The following is a 16,726-nucleotide window of genomic DNA, read 5'->3' on the forward strand; positions in this document are numbered from 1 at the left end:
GAAGGCGATGTAGGGGAAGTAATATCATCCCAGGCAGCCCCATTCAGACAGGATAAAATTCGCGCAATCATGGCACCTTTCACCTACAGGCGCAAGATAAAATCCTGTGCTTAAACCTCACAGATAAACAAGCATTTCGTCTTAAAATAGCGGCATAATAATTCAATCTGAAACATAATTTCACCCAGCTAATTGCCTTTAGCATCAAGGCGATAATGGGTATGCAGGAGCTAATGTGGTAATCGGACCGTTTATTAATGCCAGCGCCATTTTATTTGGTGGCGTTCTCGGCGCGCTGCTCAGCCAGCACTTACCCGAACGTATTCGGATCTCAATGACCTCAATATTCGGGTTGTGCTCGTTGGGAATTGGTATCTTGTTGGTTATCAAATGCGTTAACTTGCCGGTGATGGTTCTGGCAACGTTGGTCGGCGCATTAATTGGCGAATTCTGCCATCTGGAAAAAGGAATCAATGCCGCAGTAGCCAAAGCGCAACAGCTTTTCACCCGCTCGGACACCAACGTTACACACGAATCCTTTATCCAAAACTATGTGGCGATCATCGTGCTGTTTTGCGCCAGCGGGACCGGGATATTCGGGGCGATCCATGAAGGGATGACTGGCGATCCTAATATTTTAATCGCCAAGTCATTTCTCGATTTCTTCACCGCTATTATCTTCGCCTGCTCGCTAGGGATCGCCGTGTCTGCCATTTTCATACCGATGCTGGCAATTCAGTTGACGCTTGCCACCTGTGCTGCACTAATTTTGCCTCTGACGACGCCCGCCATGATGGCTGATTTCAGCGCTGTAGGCGGACTGTTGCTACTGGCAACCGGTTTGCGGATTTGCGGCATCAAAATGTTTGCGGTTGTGAATATGCTTCCTGCCCTGCTGCTGGCAATGCCGCTTTCCGCCGCGTGGACAGCATTTTTTGCCTGAGAATGCGTGCAATACCAGCAATGTGGTGATAGATTGTGCAGTCTGCATTGATTTGAAGAAATTTCGTTGACGAAGCGAAGCGAATCGGGTTTAATGCGCCTCGTTGCCCGGATAGCTCAGTCGGTAGAGCAGGGGATTGAAAATCCCCGTGTCCTTGGTTCGATTCCGAGTCCGGGCACCACTATTTAGAAAAACCAGCCTTAGGGCTGGTTTTTTGCGTTTGGGGTTCCGGTAGATATCTGGTCGAGATGCCCGCTGATGCCCCTACCCTGCTTCTACCATCCAGCATGAGCATTTCTCTTGAGCAGCTACCAGCCCCTCTGGTCGCTATAGCCCTGTCTGTCAGACTTCAAATCCCCAATCGACACTATATTTCACATGAGTACCTGGCTGACAGATTCATTACTGCATGGCTATATCCGGTCTTTGTCCGGTCTGAAGTCAAACGCGAACCACCAGCACTAACTCTACCCCCAGCTCTCAACAACAATCCCTATATCAAGCCGAACATTTTTCACTCTGATTGATTTAGCTTTAGTCATCTTTTGGGTGTTATGCCTACGATATCAATATGATTCAGAATGACCACAAAATCAGAGCGCAACAATTAATATTGATTTAATACAAAGCCCCATATAAGATGGTTTTACAAGGTGATGGTGTTCCACCTTTCCCAACCGCCGGTGTTTTCAATACCGGATGATGACGCCTGATATACAGTTAAATTAGTCCTATTACGGGCATGTATGTCAGGTATCGCTATGCAAAATAAAACCATATTACCGCTTACCGCAAAATCTCTCTCTTCTCAAAGAGAGAATTCAATCTATGTCTTCGGTCATAAAAATCCTGACAGTGATGCTGTCTGCAGCGCGCTGGTTGTGGCTGACTGGCTTAATTACACAGGTCGTCCTGCAACCCCATGGCGTCTTGGAGAGATCACCCCAGAGACCCAATATATCCTAAACGTCGCAGGTGTTTCACAGCCCGATTTACTCACCGCCGACCTGACTGATAAAACCGTATGGCTGGTTGATTTTACAGATGCGGAGCAAGGGCCCTCTTCGCTGATGGACAGCAACGTCATCGGCATCATTGACCATCATCGTATTGGCACCCTCATTACTCACAATCCACCGGATGTCTGGGTGCGGGCGGTAGGATGCTGCGCAACCGTGATTCTCTCGATCCTTCAGCATGGCATTCCGATGCCGGTGACGGCCGCTCAGGCTGTGCTACTGATGGGGGCGATCCTCAGTGATACCGTTGCGCTGACCAGCCCCACAACCACCATCCAGGATCAGGAAGCCGTAGCTGTTTTGCGGGAAATCGCCGACATCGATTATGGCCAGTTTGTGGCCGGACTGCTGCGTGCCAAAACAGATATAGCCGGGCAATCCGCATTAGCATTACTCAACCGTGACGCCAAAAATTACCGGATCCATGATGTGCCGCTGTTGTTGTCACAAATTGAGGTACGCAACATGGCTGATATCACTCCCCTGTTACCTGCGCTGCTGCAGGAAATAGATAAAACCAGCAAGAACAGTGCGCAGGAAATGGTGATCCTGATGGTGACAGACATCACCAGCCGGAACTCCGTGTTGTTTTTTTCAGACAGCAGCCTGACAGGTTCCCGCCAGGAGTCACTGCCCGGCATGACAAGCCGGAAAAAAGAAATCCTCCCCTGGCTGACCGACCGCATCGCTTCTTATAAGAGGTGATTTATGCAAATTTATCGGCATGCATTGTTACTTGTAGAAAATGAAACTGACGGCCTGCTGTTGCTTGAGCAGGCAGAAGGTCTGGCAAAAGAGATGGGGACCCGTATTACTGTCGGCCATCTCAGCGCTGACTACCGAGAGCTGGATTACACCAGTGATTCATTAATCAAAGATCGTCAATCCCAAGACGTTATTGATGCAAAAGCAATGCTGAGCCGCCTGGTGGAGTCCAGCAGTGTTGATATCGAAGTCAGGTCCATCGTCAGCATTCATCGTTTCCGTGACGTCGAAGCCGTTGTGCAGCACGAAGATATCGACCTGGTCATGCTGGGGCATAAAAATCACCTGTTCGGTTTTTTTTCCTCCTTTTCTTTTGAATTCATCAATCACCTTTCTGTTGATGTTCTGATTAAACATATTCCAACCCCTTAAAAGAAGGTCAAACTTATGAATTTTGAAATTGAACGTATTGTCGCAAGAGAGATTCTGGATTCCCGTGGCAACCCAACCGTAGAGGTTGAAGTGACGTCTGTGGGTGGCTGTATGGCACGGGCCTCCGTTCCTTCCGGTGCCAGCACCGGCTCCCGTGAAGCCATCGAGCATCGCGATGGTGACAAGACCCGTTTTGGCGGTAAAGGCGTCCAGGATGCGGTCCGCTGTATCAATACCGAAATTAACGATGCTCTGCAGGGCTACGATGTACGCCGCCAGAAGGAAATTGACAACTGCCTGATCGCCCTTGACGGCACAGAAAACAAAGGCCGCCTGGGCGCCAATGCGATCCTTGGCGTGTCGCTGGCAGTATCCCGCCTGGCGGCTCAACTCTCCTCGACCCCGCTCTACCGCTATCTGGGTGGCGTCGGCGCGAATCTGCTGCCAGTTCCCTGTATGAATATCATTAACGGCGGGGTTCATGCTCGCTGGCAAGGTGCAGATTTTCAGGAGTTTATGATTGCACCGTGGGGGGCGTCTTCCATACGTGAAGCTATTCGCTGGGGTAGCGAGGTTTACCAGGCCCTGCGTCAGGTTCTGCTGGAAAAAGGTTTATCCACCGGTGTGGGCGATGAAGGAGGATTTGCACCGGCTGTTTCCTCAAATCGCCAGCCGCTGGAGCTTATCGTGGAAGCAATTAACAAGGCGGGATACCGCCCGGGCGAAGATATCGTTATTTGTATGGATCCGGCTTCCAGTGAATTCTACACCGATGGAAAATATATCCTGCGTACCGAAAATGCCCGGCTCAGCGCCGACGAAATGACCCGCTACTATGAGCAATTGGTGAATGATTTCCCGATTGTCCTGATTGAAGATGGCCTGGCGGAAGACGACTGGGCTGGCTGGCAGATCCTGCACCGCGCGCTCGGCGATAAAGTTGAGCTGGTTGGGGATGATATCTTTGTGACCAACGTGAAATATATCCAGCGAGGTATCGATGAAAACCTGGCCAATGCCGCATTGATAAAACTGAACCAGATAGGCACCCTGAGTGAAACTATTGAAGCTGTCCAGTTGTGTCAGGATAACAACTGGGGAACCTTTATTTCGCACCGGAGCGGAGAAACTGTGGACAGCTTCATTGCGGATATGACTGTCGGCCTGCGAGCCGGTCATCTGAAAACCGGCGCCCCCAGCCGCGGGGAACGCATTGAGAAATACAATCAACTGATGCGTATTGAAGATGAATTAGGTGACGCCGCTATCTTTGCCGGTAAAACCGCCTTCAAAAAACGCTGATTCCGTCATCCTTCCCGTATGCTCAGATACGGGAAGGGCTAAGGTGGTCCTGCGAACTGAAAAATACTCATACTATCAACAGCAATGGGAATCCTGGCAACATGTCTGGTATTCCCGATCGCTGATGTCTTTTTTAACGTACTGCCGGATGATACCAGTGCCGTTGTAATTGCTCTGTTCATCGGAAGCCGCCCCCATCCCCTGATACGTCACCTCCTTGACCGGGAGCCAGATAAATTCGGGGAATCATTACCAACAAATGAATGGGTCCAGGTCCTTCAGGTTCAGTCGCTGTGGGTAACAGGCAAATAACAGTTTATGGGAAAAACTATTTTACTCCGTCATGGCAAAAATCAATGGAGTCAGCAAAATCGTTTTACCGGATGAGCCGGGATTGCAAAAGTAATAGACCGTGTAAATTTGGAAAGAAGATCATCGTAAGCAGGCTGGTCAAATACGACCAGTGGTATATTCCTGTTGATGGCCCGGTAAAGGATGCTTATCCCGGACCATCAGGACAAATGCCCGACAGACTGACAATCAGCTAACTCGGGATCAGGCCTTGTTTGCACTGACGTCGAGTTTCAGAACGAAACTCTTTGATTTGACTTTATCGATATTCGTAATCATCTTAGGACTAGAACCTGACATGTCATACAGCATTCCCGATATGCTTCCTGCTTCATCTTTATTGAAAATTGTCTCGACCCCATCTCCGGTTTTCGCTTTGGACCACTCGTGTGCTTTACCGCCTCCAGTCGGTGCCCATATCAGTATCATAGCTTCGTCGGATGACTGCCCTGTCCCGTCAGGCATGGTATAACCCACTGCATAAGGGTTTACGTTACCACCGGGGAAAGTTGTATACGTCTGTCCTTTCGCAGTAGCCACAACCGCCTGAGGACCATTTGTGTAGTTACCAACGCCGCCGGTTCCCAGATTAACTACTCCAGCAATGTCCACACTCACAATATCGCTGGGGGTTACCGTAAAGGAGAAAGCGATCGGTTTATTAACTACCCATAATACTGACTGTTCTCCACCTTTGACTTGGTTCCAGGTAACTGCAGACGAGGTCGCGGCGCTCGAAATACCGCTCATCAGACCTGCTGACAGAAGTGCAACGACCATGACTGTTTTTTGTATTTTCATCTCTGTTTTCCTTACGTTGTATGCTTACTGTTTTCTACGTTATTTGACGGGATGAACGCGCTGACTATTGCCAGCCCTCGCACGCCCGTCACGTGCCTTATTCCTGGCGCAGATCGCCTTTTACTTGGATCACATACGTGTCCGCAGGAATCGTCTGATCAACAGACGAAACCAGTATGAAGCTGGCCTGCTTGTCGCTGCCTGGGTACACCCATCGCTGCTCCGGACTGATATCTCCGGCGTACCACCCGTCACCCGACAGGCACACGCGCACGACATGAGCTCTCTTTGTCTTTCCCGTCAGCCGGTAACATCCCGGTCGGTCGCCGTCCGTTTCATTATCCAGCCACAGCGCATACCCGCTGTGCGTGACACTACTGCGGATTTCTCCCCGCCCCAGTACTGTCCCTGCCCGCACCGGGCCAGCCACGGTATGACGGGTCATCTGCAGTACCACTCTTACCGTTTCAGCGCGAACTGGCAGCATCGCCAGCAGCAGCGCGGTCAGTAACCCCCAGGCGACCAGTTGGCCTGTCGCGAATCTCATTTCTGCCCTCCCGTTATTGCCTTTTGGTCACTCTCTCGACATACCGCCTTTAGCCGGTACACTCCGCCACCACCCGGTTTTTCTGGTAACTGATACAATGCCTCACAGGCATGTGTTCCCATGCTCGCTGTTAGTCTCCCTGATGGCGGTAATCCACTCATGTACACTGTCCCGCCGTCACCCGTGATACCGCTCTCTACTGTCGCTGTCCCCGCCAGGGAAACCAATGCACCAAATGGCACCGCCATTCCGTCAGTTCGGGTCAGTGTTATCAGTGCGCGGGCGCCTATCCGTGGATCAAAATGCGCTCGAATCACCGCCCCACGGGTCGGCACCACCTTCACATCCGTCTGTCCCACCTCCGCATCTTCCGGCAACGTCGACACGTCCAGACTGACTGTATTTATCTGGTACGGCGCAAGGGTGTTCTCTGTGGTGTAACCGAAGAGGTCTGTCTGCACGCCAGGCATATAGCCAACCGATACCCCGGCGACTCCTGGGATTTCTATTAACCCGGTCGTGTCTCCAGGCGTCTGCCCCAGCGTGATACCGTGGCGGTGTATCAACATTCCGCCGTCTAGCTCTGCACTCATGTAACGCTGGCTGCGACTGTAGCTGTAACTTCCCGAGACACTGCCGTATCCACCTGTCCAACCCGCACTGAGGCCCCGGACCGCATCTTGCGTGCGCTCCCCACCAGAGTACATCTGCTGGCTCAGACCCCAGTTCAGACGACTGTCATATCCGCTCCCGCTGATACCCACCGAATGGATCACTTGTCCATCTCCGGAACGGACCTGATAATTCGCCGAAGGCGACCCTCCCAGCCAATGTGATAACGGCACGCTCATTGACAGCGCCATCATCTTCTCCCTCCGGTTACGGGTACTCACATAGTTGACGCTCAGATTCATGCTGATGTACCGCCAGCTGTAGCTATAGCCATACCCGGTATTCAACGTGTCCTCATGTTCCCCGTCCTGCCATTGTGTTCGACTTCCAGACGCATATATTGTCCCTAGTTCGCCCAACGTCTGGCTAACTTGCATGGTGGTTGCATAACGCCGCCCCTGAAGGTCACGCGGGGAAAAGTGCTGTGGCGTCCACCCAAAATCGTCATCAAACGGCGACAGGTCCCCCCGGGTATCGTCCATCACTTCTGAAAGCGTGTGATATCGACCGGTCGGATACCACTCACTGCTAGCCGACAGACCTGTTCCTGTGGCCTCCAGATATTTGTTGTAACGCACCCGTATTGCAGTTCCCTCTTCACGCCGTCCGTCACGGAATCGTCCCCGGGTGGCTGTGATATCTGCAGATACCGCGCCCAGATAACTCAGCATCAGCCCCGCGCCAAGGGATGCGGACTGGTACCGTTCTCCGCCTAGCATCCCGCCATACAAGGTTACGTTCGACGGCAGGCCATACATCAGCGTCGCCAGGCCCAGAGATGAACGCCCGCTATCTCCTCCCGCCGTTTCTGCTGAGGAGCGGTATTGACCCGCCATCACGCTGTATTTCATATAGCCAGCACGCAGCGCCACTGGTGGTACGGTATAGGGCACAGTGAACCGCTGCGTCGGCCCCTGGGATTCCACCACTGTGACCTGCAAGTCACCACTGCCCATCATTCCGGGCAAGTCTGTGACGGCAAATGGCCCAGCAGCAACATGTCGGCTGTACAACAGATACCCGTTTTGGCGAATCTCCAACTGCGCCGGACTCCGGGCTATCCCGCGCACGGCTGGCGCAAACTCTCGCAGGGCACTCGGTATCATCGCCTCATCCGTTGCGAGCATCACGCCGCGAAACGGCACACTGTCAAACACATCCGACGGGGTAGCGCTTTCTCCCAGCGTCAGTCGACTCTTCAACCGAATTATTCCTCTCTCTACGTAGCTCTGCTGCCGCTCCCAGCGTCCAGGGCTTTGCCCGTTTCGCTGCCAGTTGAGGATGTTCCGTAGCCGCCAGGGGCCCAGGTTGGCTCCGGGGGTCAGCCGCAAATAAGCCGAATCCATATGGCTGCCTGCGCCCGTGGTCTGCTGTGACCGGTTGACGCTAACCTGGTAACCGCTCATCAGCGCAGGAATACCGTCGTCCCACATCGACTCCGGGGCGATCCCGTCAAAACGGGGTCGTAGGGCTGCCTGCGGAACGCTGATAATCAGTTGCTGGCGGAAAAAAGCGAACGTCATACTGCCCTGTGGGATAGCGTTTATTCGTGCACACTGCACGCCACCTTCTTCTCCTCCTCCTGTCGCCAGACCTGGATATTTCTCCGTGCGAATGCCATACCGCGATAACTGTTCCACCGTCAGACAGGGTTGCAGGGAACGCTTTCCGTCAGGCTCGCGCTGAAGATGAAAGGCCAGGTTCCGACGATCTACTGTCTCTTCGCCAAGCACGATATTGACCGGATAGATGCCGGGCATCTGTGCCCCCTCTTCAAACAAAGAGAGGTCAACCATTGAGTTACCACCGTCCAGCATTGACGGATCAAAGGTATACGGTACTGCAAGGAGCTGACCGGACCAGATACCTGACAGAGATAGCGCCACCACACAGGACAGACGGAAATGCAGCATGTCCGGAACTCCTGTCAGTTAATGGCGGCATCATAAGTTGGTCCCTGACCACCGTTGTCAGTGATAATCTGCCATTGCACCCGTTTCACTCTGGCCACTCCGGCCGGCACGCTGAACGTTTGCGCGCCGTAAGGGGAGATATAGTGCGGCTGTAACACTTCTGCGCCGTTTAATTTCAGTGAAATCAGGTTGATATAAAAAGGACTGTCATTCCGGGCGCGGATCTGATTACCCACACGTTGCCATTTCAAACCACCGGCCACATCTAGCGGTGTGGCATGCAGGCTAGCTGGTCGGGTTAGTAACTTAATGCAATTGTTCAGCGAAACCTGAATTCCCACCGCGGGCATGGTTGGTTCGCCAGCTTTCTTATTCTCCTTCAACCAGGCATCACCGCCTGACGGTGGAATGGCCTTAACACACAACCACTGCAGGCTCTCCCGGTCAGACGGAAACTCCCCACCCGTACGTACAATGCGCAGGCGACCTCGCTGATTACCGTCAAGGCGGAACAACGGCGGTGTCACCACAAAGGGAGCACTTTCTTTCTGGTTTTCATCAAGTGTTCTGGACTGGACTAGCATCGGGTAATCCTGACTGTTCTCTATCCACAACTCAGCCCCGCGGCTATCCGGGTCGTATATCACCCGTGTCGCTCCCAGCGTCACCTTATAATCACGGATTTGGGGTTTTATCCTGACAGCTTGTCCCTCAATAGGCAGAGCTGCCCGAGCGTCTCCGAAAAAAGGATTTGACCAAAAGACCATAACGGCCAGCCCTAAATAGGCGGTAAAGATCCCCCGGTTGGTCAAGGCAACCGGGCGTAAAGACAGTAAACTGCAACGGGAAAACACCCTTATGCTCATGCGATAAATATCCTCGTAAATACGCTGCCAACGGCCTGCTGTCTGAAAAAAGGCTGCACAAATCCCTTTCGCGACGCGGCGCGAAAAAAGGGAATGAAATTACATAAACTCAGCCGGAAATATTCTGGCCGAGCGAAGGCTCAGAAAACTCCTGATGCCAGTTTCAAGGGGTAGACCCGCCCCTGAGGATGATCCGGTACGGACTGTTCCTGCATATCCGGGAAGCCCGCATCATTCAGTCCAGCAGTACTGAGTTCCATCAGTGTCAGGTGGCTGGCTGGATTACGGGTAACGGGTGTCAACATTGCTGTCGGCATAACACGCCCAGGCATCCCCAGCTTGTCCAGCGCATGGCGTACGCGTTGACGTACAGCAGAGGTTGTCACACCGTAATGGCGTGCAATCTCACCCAGACCCATTCCACACATCGCCTGTTTCAGGGATAACCACTCCGCTTCGCTAAGTGAGGTCAACGGACTGTCTACTGGCTCTGCGCCTCCGGTGACATAGGCATTCAATGTCAGAGCAATATGAGGGAAACTGCTGGCAGCATTCACAATCTCGCAGCCTAATATCCGGGCAAACCAGCGACGTCCCTCATCAGCCGGATCCATAAGGGCGGCAAACAATACAGGTGGCGGCTGACGACGACGCAGGGCCATCATTCGGTGCAAAGTCAACTCCGTCAGTGGTTCCTGCAGATGTAGGAAAATAAGGTCATCGTGCGTAAAGCGGTTTGTCAGTCGGTAATAGTAGTCGGTGTATTTCACCGTAAGCCCCGGAAAGAGTCGTTGCAGGTCCTGCGCGAAACTCCGCCGGTACTGATGACGGGAGGTATCCATAGGCCGTCGGTCCCCTTTTTATGTAAATAAAAGTCCTTTCCGCGCCGGGGGCGGAAAAAGCAATAAACTCCGTTGAGGTTGTTAATACCCAGTATAGAGATCTGCCAAATCAATTTAAAACAGATCTATGATCTACATTTCTTTCATATTCAGCAGAAAATAAAATAAATTCTCAATATTGATACGAATGTCAGATCTATGATCTATGAAACAATATGAAATCAGATGATAAGATCGATAATACAAATATGACAAAATAATCACCAATTAACAAAAAAGTGACTTAAATCACAAAACATTTTCGTTGCCCTAATCGGCATAAAAATATACTGGTAATTAAGGTGGTTAAATATAAGATGGACTGAGGGAGTGGTTTAGAAGGAAGATGAATTGAAATGGTGATTATTTTAAAAAGATTCTCAGGGCTCTTCTTATATATGGCATTGAAACAAAATGACACAAATTGCGAGAAAAGTTATGCGGACACTTGGCGTAAATTGAGATAATCTGCTGCATGCAATACAAGCAAATCTATAGTTCCCATTATAATTATCTTACTTTTTTATCCGGCTCCCGTGCCGGATTTTTTTTGCTTGAAATACATCTGGAAGGTATTTTTTCAGTCCTGGCGGCCCACAATATATGGAGGGGGTATTATATTCTGCTAGCTGATACGAATATTCCTATGAAAAAAATAGCGATGATGTCGTCATTATGGCTTGTTTAACTATCCACCATATTAATTAAATCAATAGCATAAAAATATTTTTGTGGTTGTTGAGAGGCCAGTGATAAAGCCTCTCAATGAATATACGGAAACTAATGATATCAACCGTCTGGTTAAGACTATCAAGGGGGGAATAATAAACATCAACATTTATACTCATCTCATAAAAATAAGATGAATAAATTTTTAAAATACTACAAAAAAGCTATGAAAGATAAATTTCACATCATTGACCAAAGCAAACAATAAATTTATTATACAAGAATACATCACAGGATAATAAATCTTATCTAGCCCTTGTGGAAAGATGGTGTGTATTTAACCCAAAAGTCTTTTCCATGAAGGACACTTTTTTTGTAAACTCTATAACCTAACGAAAATGCCCATAATGCTGCTGTTTCAGAATCATCAAATGATTTCATAATTGAGTGTTCTATTAGAACACTGGCTTTGTCATTATCTTCTACAATATATGCTGTTTTGATCATATTCCGACACCTCTACACAGTATTGATTTTCTACAACCTGACGCTACCACTAAAGCAGGTATTGGAACAAGGAATATTAATATTCCACCATTTATAAAACAAATGATATAATTAATATCATTCCGGAGTTATCATTAGATGATTTTTTATGAAGTTAAGAATATCAAGTATTTGGTGAGGAATATGAATATCAAAATATATCGTTCAACAAACCATGAGATCCACTATTTGATGTCATACATAGGTGGTTGTATGGAAGTTATGAGCTTCATATATCTATATAAAGCTTTGATAGGGTTTATGACATCAAACATGGTTTTTGGAATAACTTCACTCGTAAAATTTAACTTTGACTTTGAATCTGTTTATCATATTTTAATTATTGTTATATGGGTTTTGATAAGTGCGATCCATCAAGTTATCGAATATAAATACATCAGCAAAATAAAAAGTCAGTGGCATGTTTATGCTATAAGCCTTACGTTAAATTGTTTTTTGATGATTACATTCATACTTCTGGGAAATTATATGATTGTAAATAATTTATTTTTAAGTCATCCGACTATTAACGTAATGCCATTAGTTACAATTGGCCTTGTCTTTATGTACATTCAAAATTTCATCATTAAAAACGGTGGTACCAAATTTCCAACATCAACTTCTGTTGTGACATCAGTTTACATACTAATGATAACGAAATTATGTCAATCTCTTCTGATAAATAAAAGCAAAGAAAAAACAAATTTAAAATTTGAAAGTTTACATTACTTCCTGGTAATCTTACATTTTTTTATTGGTGCTTTTATTACTGCAATATTGAATAAATATATTGGTTTTTATGCTCTCGTAGTTCCATTAGTGATATTAATTGCGTTTTGCGTTAAAATCTGGTCGTTACATATATCCCAATCTTCATGATATCGCAGTAGTGAGCATTATTGTGATGAAGTAAAGTGGGAATGCTATATCACTGTGTAAGTTGCAAAGGGTAAGAATATATGAGAGTGACTCTGAAGTGCCTGGTGGCAGTTTACATCGCGCAATTATTTACTGGGGAAGAGTTACCTTTATGCTCAGAAGACAAACCTGAGAGTCGGAATGATTGCATATATGCATAATATGGTTGTTAACACATTAATATAACAGCAGCCAGTGCATACATGAGTATTCACTGGCCGCCGAAACAGAAGCATCTATAAAATATTCAGGGAACCTTATTACCTTTCTAAACAAAAACAAACTCAATTCATCCTAATATTATCAACCTATAGGATATGTTATCTAATCCAAAAATGAATAACGCCTATCCATTTTAATATCAGGAGCGATGACTGGCTGTTTATTTTAAATAATAGCAAACTCATAATATGAGAAGCTATAATGATTATATTATAACAGAAAACAATGATAACTATTTGATTCGTGTAAATATAAGGGTGTAGGGATTTTTATTTTCATCGAGCCATATAATTTCCGAACTATCACCAACAAACATTTCTGCATATATTGCGCGTGAGCGTAAATAAGAAATATTTTTCCCCAAGAATTTAGAAAAAGTACTGAGACTACTAAAAGATATCACATTACCCGTAGGTTCAATAACTTTAAGAGAATAGGCTCTTTGCCTCATTGCTCCAAGTATTGAAGGATTAAATGGAGAAAAGGTTCTATATCCACTGATTGTTAATGGCATACTATACCCTCTAGAAAATGATTTCCAACATCAATTTAAAATTGACATTGTATTTATTAATGCTCCAGGTCTATATTACCATTCATATTTACTATGGCTGCGCGAATCAGAGTATGCACGGGATCTTTTGTCGACCTTTCATGCCACATAAGATTATACGCATAAGATGATGTTGCATTATTTAATTTGATCTCTCGGTATTCTCCTTCTTTCAGTAATTCTTCACCTGTCGTTCTGAGTGTAACTAAGATTACATCGTCGTCCGTTAGTTGCGAAATCCATTGTCTAAAGTTATTTGTCACCGTCATAAGAATATTTAACGTATTTTTGTTTATTCCATTTTTCTCAATAAAACTATTGAATAAATAGGGGCTAATGTTGTATACCAGAAGTGGTGCAGAGCATATTTTTTCAAGATCGATTTCACTCGCATACAGGCTGTTATTTTTCTTACATAGAAAAATCAATTCCGAGAAACCAAGAATGTTAGAGTGAAAACCTGCTGGTATATCATGAAAGAAATGACAGACGGCAACATCTATCTTTCCTTGTTTCAAATTCTCAAGAATTTCTTTAGAACCAGAGATATAGGGTGGGTAGAAGTTCAGTGAAATATCAGTATAGTTTGTTCTAATCTTTTGCAATAACGTAGGAGCTTCGTACAAATTAAACCAATGTGGTAAAATTATATTATATGATTTTTTAACTCCATTCTTTAATTGCTCTAAGATTGACTGGTTTGCATAGATAGTATTTTTTACAAGTGAGCACAATACTTCACCCACTGGCGTCAATGTGTAAACGTTATTTGATTTAATATATAATAAATCATTGAATTCCTTTCTCATCTCCATTAATAACTTACTCATTGATGGCTGACTTATACCAAGTGCAAACGCAGCAAAGCTGACACTCTGCTCATCAAAAAGCGTCGCTAGCGCCACCATCCCTTGGTATGAGTTGTTAAACATTGAACGATAATAAGTATTATTCATATTAACCTTGTATTACATCTGATTCAATCTATCGAGCTACACGAAGTCCGCCTCTGACTCCATTCTTACTAAATAATACTTGCCACAACTGAATTTCTCTGGCTCTAAATGCACAAGAACAAAGATAATAATGGAACATCCTTAAAAATCTTTCATCATAATCTTTTTTGTTATACTCCCAGTTATCAAGAAAGTTTTTGTCCCATGCCATCAATGTCATATCATAGTCTGCACCGAAATTATGCCAGTCTTCCATTATAAAACGTCCTTCGGTACATGATACGATTTCTTGTATGGAAGGCAGACGTCCATTAGGAAAAATGTAGCGATTTATCCATGGATCTACCCCACCTCCAGACTGATTGCTACCAATGCAATGTAATAAAAATAATCCATCATCTGTTAAGATGTCATGCATTTTTTTGAAAAATATATCATAGTTTTTCAATCCAACATGCTCAAACATACCTACAGATACAATCCTGTCGAACTTTCCTTGTAACTCCCGATAATCGGTGAGTTCTATCACGACATCTAATCCATCACATCTGTCTTCAGCGAGTTTCTTTTGTTCGTCCGAAATCGTTATTCCTGTTACAGAAACATTATATTTCTTAGCTATAAATGAAGCTAACCCGCCCCACCCACAACCAACATCTAAAACCTTCATCCCTGGTTTTAACATTAATTTATCACAAATTAACGATAACTTTTTAACCTGTGCTTGTTCGAGATTATAAGCATCTTTCCAATATGCACAAGAATATTGCATCCATGGGTCAAGCATCGATTCGAAGAGATTATTGCCAAGATTATAATGTACTCTGGCTACTTTTCGGGAACGTGAAATAGACTGTAAATTAATTATCCTGGAAACAACATAATAAACCGCATCATGGAAGTTCCCCGTAACTTTGCTATCGATTCGCTTGTTTAATAATTTATAAAAAAATGAGTCAAGATACTCGCAGTCCCACCATCCATCCATGTAGGATTCGCCTAATCCCATTGAACCTTCTTTTAAAACACGTTTAAAAAACTGGGGGTTATGGACTTTTATATCGCCAGGTTTATCGCCATTTATAATGATGTCACATTGATATAACAATGAGTCTACAATTTTACGGCTGCGGGTAATATTGGTTAATTTTGTGCTGCTCATTACATCTCCTTAAAATACAGTAAAGAATGTTATGCAACTGACCTCACAAAAATCAACGAATATAAATATTCCAATACGGAATACTTCCGCTTTGAATATCGAAAAATATGCTTATCGTTTTCTCGTTTGCTTAAAAAATAACAACATATTATTTGATCAATGACAGCATATCTCAAAGACTAAAATCGACATGCTAATGCTTTATTTAGCATAATAATTTTAAATTGCGATAAAACTTGAAACATAAGAAAACATTTTTTCATTTGTAAGATTACTTAAAAATATTATTATCAGCGCACGCTGTTAGTCTGACCTGTGTATCATCCGTCGCCCTCGCCGGGCATACGGGTTCACGATAATGCCAAGACTACGGGTTAACGTCACACCATGTCAGCCGCACTAATAATGAACCTGTGGCGGCAAACGCAGCGAAAGTGTTATACCAACTTGTATCGCATCAAAATCAAGCGGCGCCAGGCACAGTTTTATCCAGATAGACCACTTGCAGTGGCAAAATGGTGCCGCGTTCAAAAAGCTTGTTCAGTTTAATCAGCAGGCGATTTTGTCCAGCACGAAGGGACTGCATGGCCTGCATTTTCTGAAACTGTTTTCGGATAAATGGCATAAATCCGGCATGCTCAGTGTGATGGATGCAGCTGTCTGTGAATAGTGGTACAACAGTCTGGAAAAAGACGATATTCCTTCAGTCAGTGAAGAGAATATCCTGAGCACGTTTGAGCAACTGCATCAGAGCAAAGGTGAGGTATTTGAACGTGACGTAATGAATGTCTTCAGGGGGAAGCTGGAACTACGGAACCAATAACCCCTGTGAAAATAATTGTTAGCGGGTTGATCAAATTGGACAGGTGGGGTTTTGGTCTTAACCAGTGCTGGTGCTCACTACGAGTCCGTAAACGGTCAGCCACCAGAAATAATTAAAATGGACGTAAAAACATCCGTTCAACCGTTAAATTTTGATGCTATGCAAACGAGGCCTTATTAGGGTGTTTTTATTTTATGAAACAAAATCCCTCCATGATTACCACTGTGATTGCACATCAAAATCTATTACTAGTCAGGATTTCAACATTATTATAAACACATTAATAATATTGAAGTTTAACGCGCAGTTATCAAATTTCAGTTTTGCGTATGTAATCGTTCTATGTCGTCACATCTGGCTACTTCCCGCGTTCTTTCAATTTATAAAAAAATGCTGTAATCCATCTTCATAGCCAGACTACGTAGATATATTGAAAGAATATTTT

Annotated in this window: 15 protein-coding genes, 1 tRNA gene, 1 pseudogene and 1 riboswitch; of the genes and pseudogenes, 7 read left to right on the plus strand and 10 right to left on the minus strand. The window is 45.7% G+C overall.

Going from position 1 to position 16,726, the window contains the following annotated elements; translation table 11 throughout:
- Nucleotides 1–235: 235 nt before the first annotated feature.
- From OGX99_RS14200 to eno, 5 genes are all read left to right on the plus strand, one after another.
- Nucleotides 236–943 carry a DUF554 domain-containing protein gene (locus OGX99_RS14200; RefSeq protein WP_151218362.1) on the plus strand — a complete coding sequence of 236 codons (708 nt, stop codon included), beginning with the start codon at nucleotides 236–238 and terminating at the stop codon, nucleotides 941–943.
- 105 nt (nucleotides 944–1,048) lie between these two features.
- A tRNA-Phe gene (locus OGX99_RS14205) sits at nucleotides 1,049–1,124 on the plus strand.
- Between the two features lie 462 nt (nucleotides 1,125–1,586).
- A riboswitch (Fluoride riboswitch) is annotated at nucleotides 1,587–1,662 on the plus strand.
- Between the two features lie 42 nt (nucleotides 1,663–1,704).
- Nucleotides 1,705–2,667, plus strand: a complete 963-nt coding sequence (locus OGX99_RS14210) for a DHHA2 domain-containing protein (protein WP_151218363.1) — start codon at nucleotides 1,705–1,707, stop codon at nucleotides 2,665–2,667.
- 3 nt (nucleotides 2,668–2,670) lie between these two features.
- The gene (locus OGX99_RS14215) at nucleotides 2,671–3,099 is read left to right on the plus strand and encodes a universal stress protein (RefSeq protein ID WP_151218364.1); all 429 of its coding nucleotides are present in this window, start codon (nucleotides 2,671–2,673) and stop codon (nucleotides 3,097–3,099) included.
- 15 nt (nucleotides 3,100–3,114) lie between these two features.
- Nucleotides 3,115–4,401 (plus strand): phosphopyruvate hydratase, encoded by a 1,287-nt coding sequence (gene eno, locus OGX99_RS14220; RefSeq protein ID WP_151218365.1) that lies wholly within the window; start codon nucleotides 3,115–3,117, stop codon nucleotides 4,399–4,401.
- Nucleotides 4,402–4,956: 555 nt separating this feature from the next.
- Here the strand turns inward: eno and OGX99_RS14230 are convergent.
- The 6 genes from OGX99_RS14230 to OGX99_RS14255 form a co-directional block, all read right to left on the minus strand.
- Nucleotides 4,957–5,553 (minus strand): hypothetical protein, encoded by a 597-nt coding sequence (locus OGX99_RS14230; protein WP_286543948.1) that lies wholly within the window; start codon nucleotides 5,551–5,553, stop codon nucleotides 4,957–4,959.
- Nucleotides 5,554–5,650: 97 nt separating this feature from the next.
- Entirely contained in the window at nucleotides 5,651–6,100 is a 450-nt protein-coding gene (afaD, locus tag OGX99_RS14235; protein ID WP_151218367.1) for an AfaD family invasin, read from the minus strand.
- Complete coding sequence (locus OGX99_RS14240; protein ID WP_210905355.1) at nucleotides 6,097–8,685, minus strand: fimbria/pilus outer membrane usher protein; 2,589 nt, start codon at nucleotides 8,683–8,685, stop codon at nucleotides 6,097–6,099. Before OGX99_RS14240 ends, afaD begins: the two co-directional genes overlap by 4 nt.
- Nucleotides 8,686–8,699: 14 nt before the next feature.
- Nucleotides 8,700–9,551 (minus strand): fimbria/pilus periplasmic chaperone, encoded by an 852-nt coding sequence (locus tag OGX99_RS14245; protein ID WP_151218369.1) that lies wholly within the window; start codon nucleotides 9,549–9,551, stop codon nucleotides 8,700–8,702.
- A gap of 140 nt (nucleotides 9,552–9,691) precedes the next feature.
- Entirely contained in the window at nucleotides 9,692–10,393 is a 702-nt protein-coding gene (locus tag OGX99_RS14250; protein WP_151218370.1) for a helix-turn-helix transcriptional regulator, read from the minus strand.
- A 1,017-nt stretch (nucleotides 10,394–11,410) separates the two neighbouring features.
- A complete protein-coding gene (locus OGX99_RS14255) occupies nucleotides 11,411–11,608 on the minus strand; it encodes a hypothetical protein (protein WP_151218371.1) in 198 nt (65 codons plus the stop codon).
- A gap of 231 nt (nucleotides 11,609–11,839) precedes the next feature.
- On the opposite strand from OGX99_RS14255, the gene OGX99_RS14260 reads away from it, so the two are divergent.
- Nucleotides 11,840–12,526 (plus strand): YoaK family protein, encoded by a 687-nt coding sequence (locus OGX99_RS14260; protein WP_255588852.1) that lies wholly within the window; start codon nucleotides 11,840–11,842, stop codon nucleotides 12,524–12,526.
- Nucleotides 12,527–13,019: 493 nt separating this feature from the next.
- Here OGX99_RS14260 and OGX99_RS14265 read toward each other — a convergent pair whose 3' ends face one another.
- The 4 genes from OGX99_RS14265 to OGX99_RS14280 all read right to left on the minus strand — a co-directional run bounded on the left by OGX99_RS14265 (nucleotide 13,020) and on the right by OGX99_RS14280 (nucleotide 16,044).
- Nucleotides 13,020–13,301 (minus strand): hypothetical protein, encoded by a 282-nt coding sequence (locus OGX99_RS14265; protein ID WP_151218372.1) that lies wholly within the window; start codon nucleotides 13,299–13,301, stop codon nucleotides 13,020–13,022.
- A 56-nt stretch (nucleotides 13,302–13,357) separates the two neighbouring features.
- Entirely contained in the window at nucleotides 13,358–14,296 is a 939-nt protein-coding gene (locus OGX99_RS14270) for a LysR substrate-binding domain-containing protein (protein WP_151218373.1), read from the minus strand.
- A gap of 28 nt (nucleotides 14,297–14,324) precedes the next feature.
- Nucleotides 14,325–15,458: a cyclopropane fatty acyl phospholipid synthase gene (gene cfa, locus OGX99_RS14275; RefSeq protein ID WP_286543951.1), complete on the minus strand. Its 1,134-nt coding sequence runs from the start codon at nucleotides 15,456–15,458 to the stop codon at nucleotides 14,325–14,327.
- A gap of 463 nt (nucleotides 15,459–15,921) precedes the next feature.
- A complete protein-coding gene (locus OGX99_RS14280; protein ID WP_255588854.1) occupies nucleotides 15,922–16,044 on the minus strand; it encodes a hypothetical protein in 123 nt (40 codons plus the stop codon).
- Between the two features lie 33 nt (nucleotides 16,045–16,077).
- Here OGX99_RS14280 and OGX99_RS14285 point away from each other — a divergent pair.
- Nucleotides 16,078–16,352: pseudogene (locus OGX99_RS14285) on the plus strand (DUF4942 domain-containing protein); the annotation flags it as partial.
- Nucleotides 16,353–16,726: the final 374 nt, after the last annotated feature.

It is taken from the genome of Citrobacter sp. Cu096, from assembly GCF_030332285.1.
Taxonomy (GTDB): Bacteria; Pseudomonadota; Gammaproteobacteria; order Enterobacterales; family Enterobacteriaceae; genus Citrobacter; species Citrobacter meridianamericanus.

Bases quoted from the DNA above. Each gene is read 5' to 3' on its own strand.
- OGX99_RS14210 (WP_151218363.1), top strand. From the start codon at position 1,705: ATGCAAAATAAAACCATATTACCGCTTACCGCAAAATCTCTCTCTTCT.
- OGX99_RS14215 (WP_151218364.1), top strand. From the start codon at position 2,671: ATGCAAATTTATCGGCATGCATTGTTACTTGTAGAAAATGAAACTGAC.
- eno (WP_151218365.1), top strand. From the start codon at position 3,115: ATGAATTTTGAAATTGAACGTATTGTCGCAAGAGAGATTCTGGATTCC.
- OGX99_RS14230 (WP_286543948.1), bottom strand. From the start codon at position 5,553: ATGAAAATACAAAAAACAGTCATGGTCGTTGCACTTCTGTCAGCAGGT.
- afaD (WP_151218367.1), bottom strand. From the start codon at position 6,100: ATGAGATTCGCGACAGGCCAACTGGTCGCCTGGGGGTTACTGACCGCG.
- OGX99_RS14240 (WP_210905355.1), bottom strand. From the start codon at position 8,685: ATGCTGCATTTCCGTCTGTCCTGTGTGGTGGCGCTATCTCTGTCAGGT.
- OGX99_RS14245 (WP_151218369.1), bottom strand. From the start codon at position 9,551: ATGAGCATAAGGGTGTTTTCCCGTTGCAGTTTACTGTCTTTACGCCCG.
- OGX99_RS14250 (WP_151218370.1), bottom strand. From the start codon at position 10,393: ATGGATACCTCCCGTCATCAGTACCGGCGGAGTTTCGCGCAGGACCTG.
- OGX99_RS14255 (WP_151218371.1), bottom strand. From the start codon at position 11,608: ATGATCAAAACAGCATATATTGTAGAAGATAATGACAAAGCCAGTGTT.
- OGX99_RS14260 (WP_255588852.1), top strand. From the start codon at position 11,840: ATGTCATACATAGGTGGTTGTATGGAAGTTATGAGCTTCATATATCTA.
- OGX99_RS14265 (WP_151218372.1), bottom strand. From the start codon at position 13,301: ATGCCATTAACAATCAGTGGATATAGAACCTTTTCTCCATTTAATCCT.
- OGX99_RS14270 (WP_151218373.1), bottom strand. From the start codon at position 14,296: ATGAATAATACTTATTATCGTTCAATGTTTAACAACTCATACCAAGGG.
- cfa (WP_286543951.1), bottom strand. From the start codon at position 15,458: ATGAGCAGCACAAAATTAACCAATATTACCCGCAGCCGTAAAATTGTA.
- OGX99_RS14280 (WP_255588854.1), bottom strand. From the start codon at position 16,044: ATGCAGTCCCTTCGTGCTGGACAAAATCGCCTGCTGATTAAACTGAAC.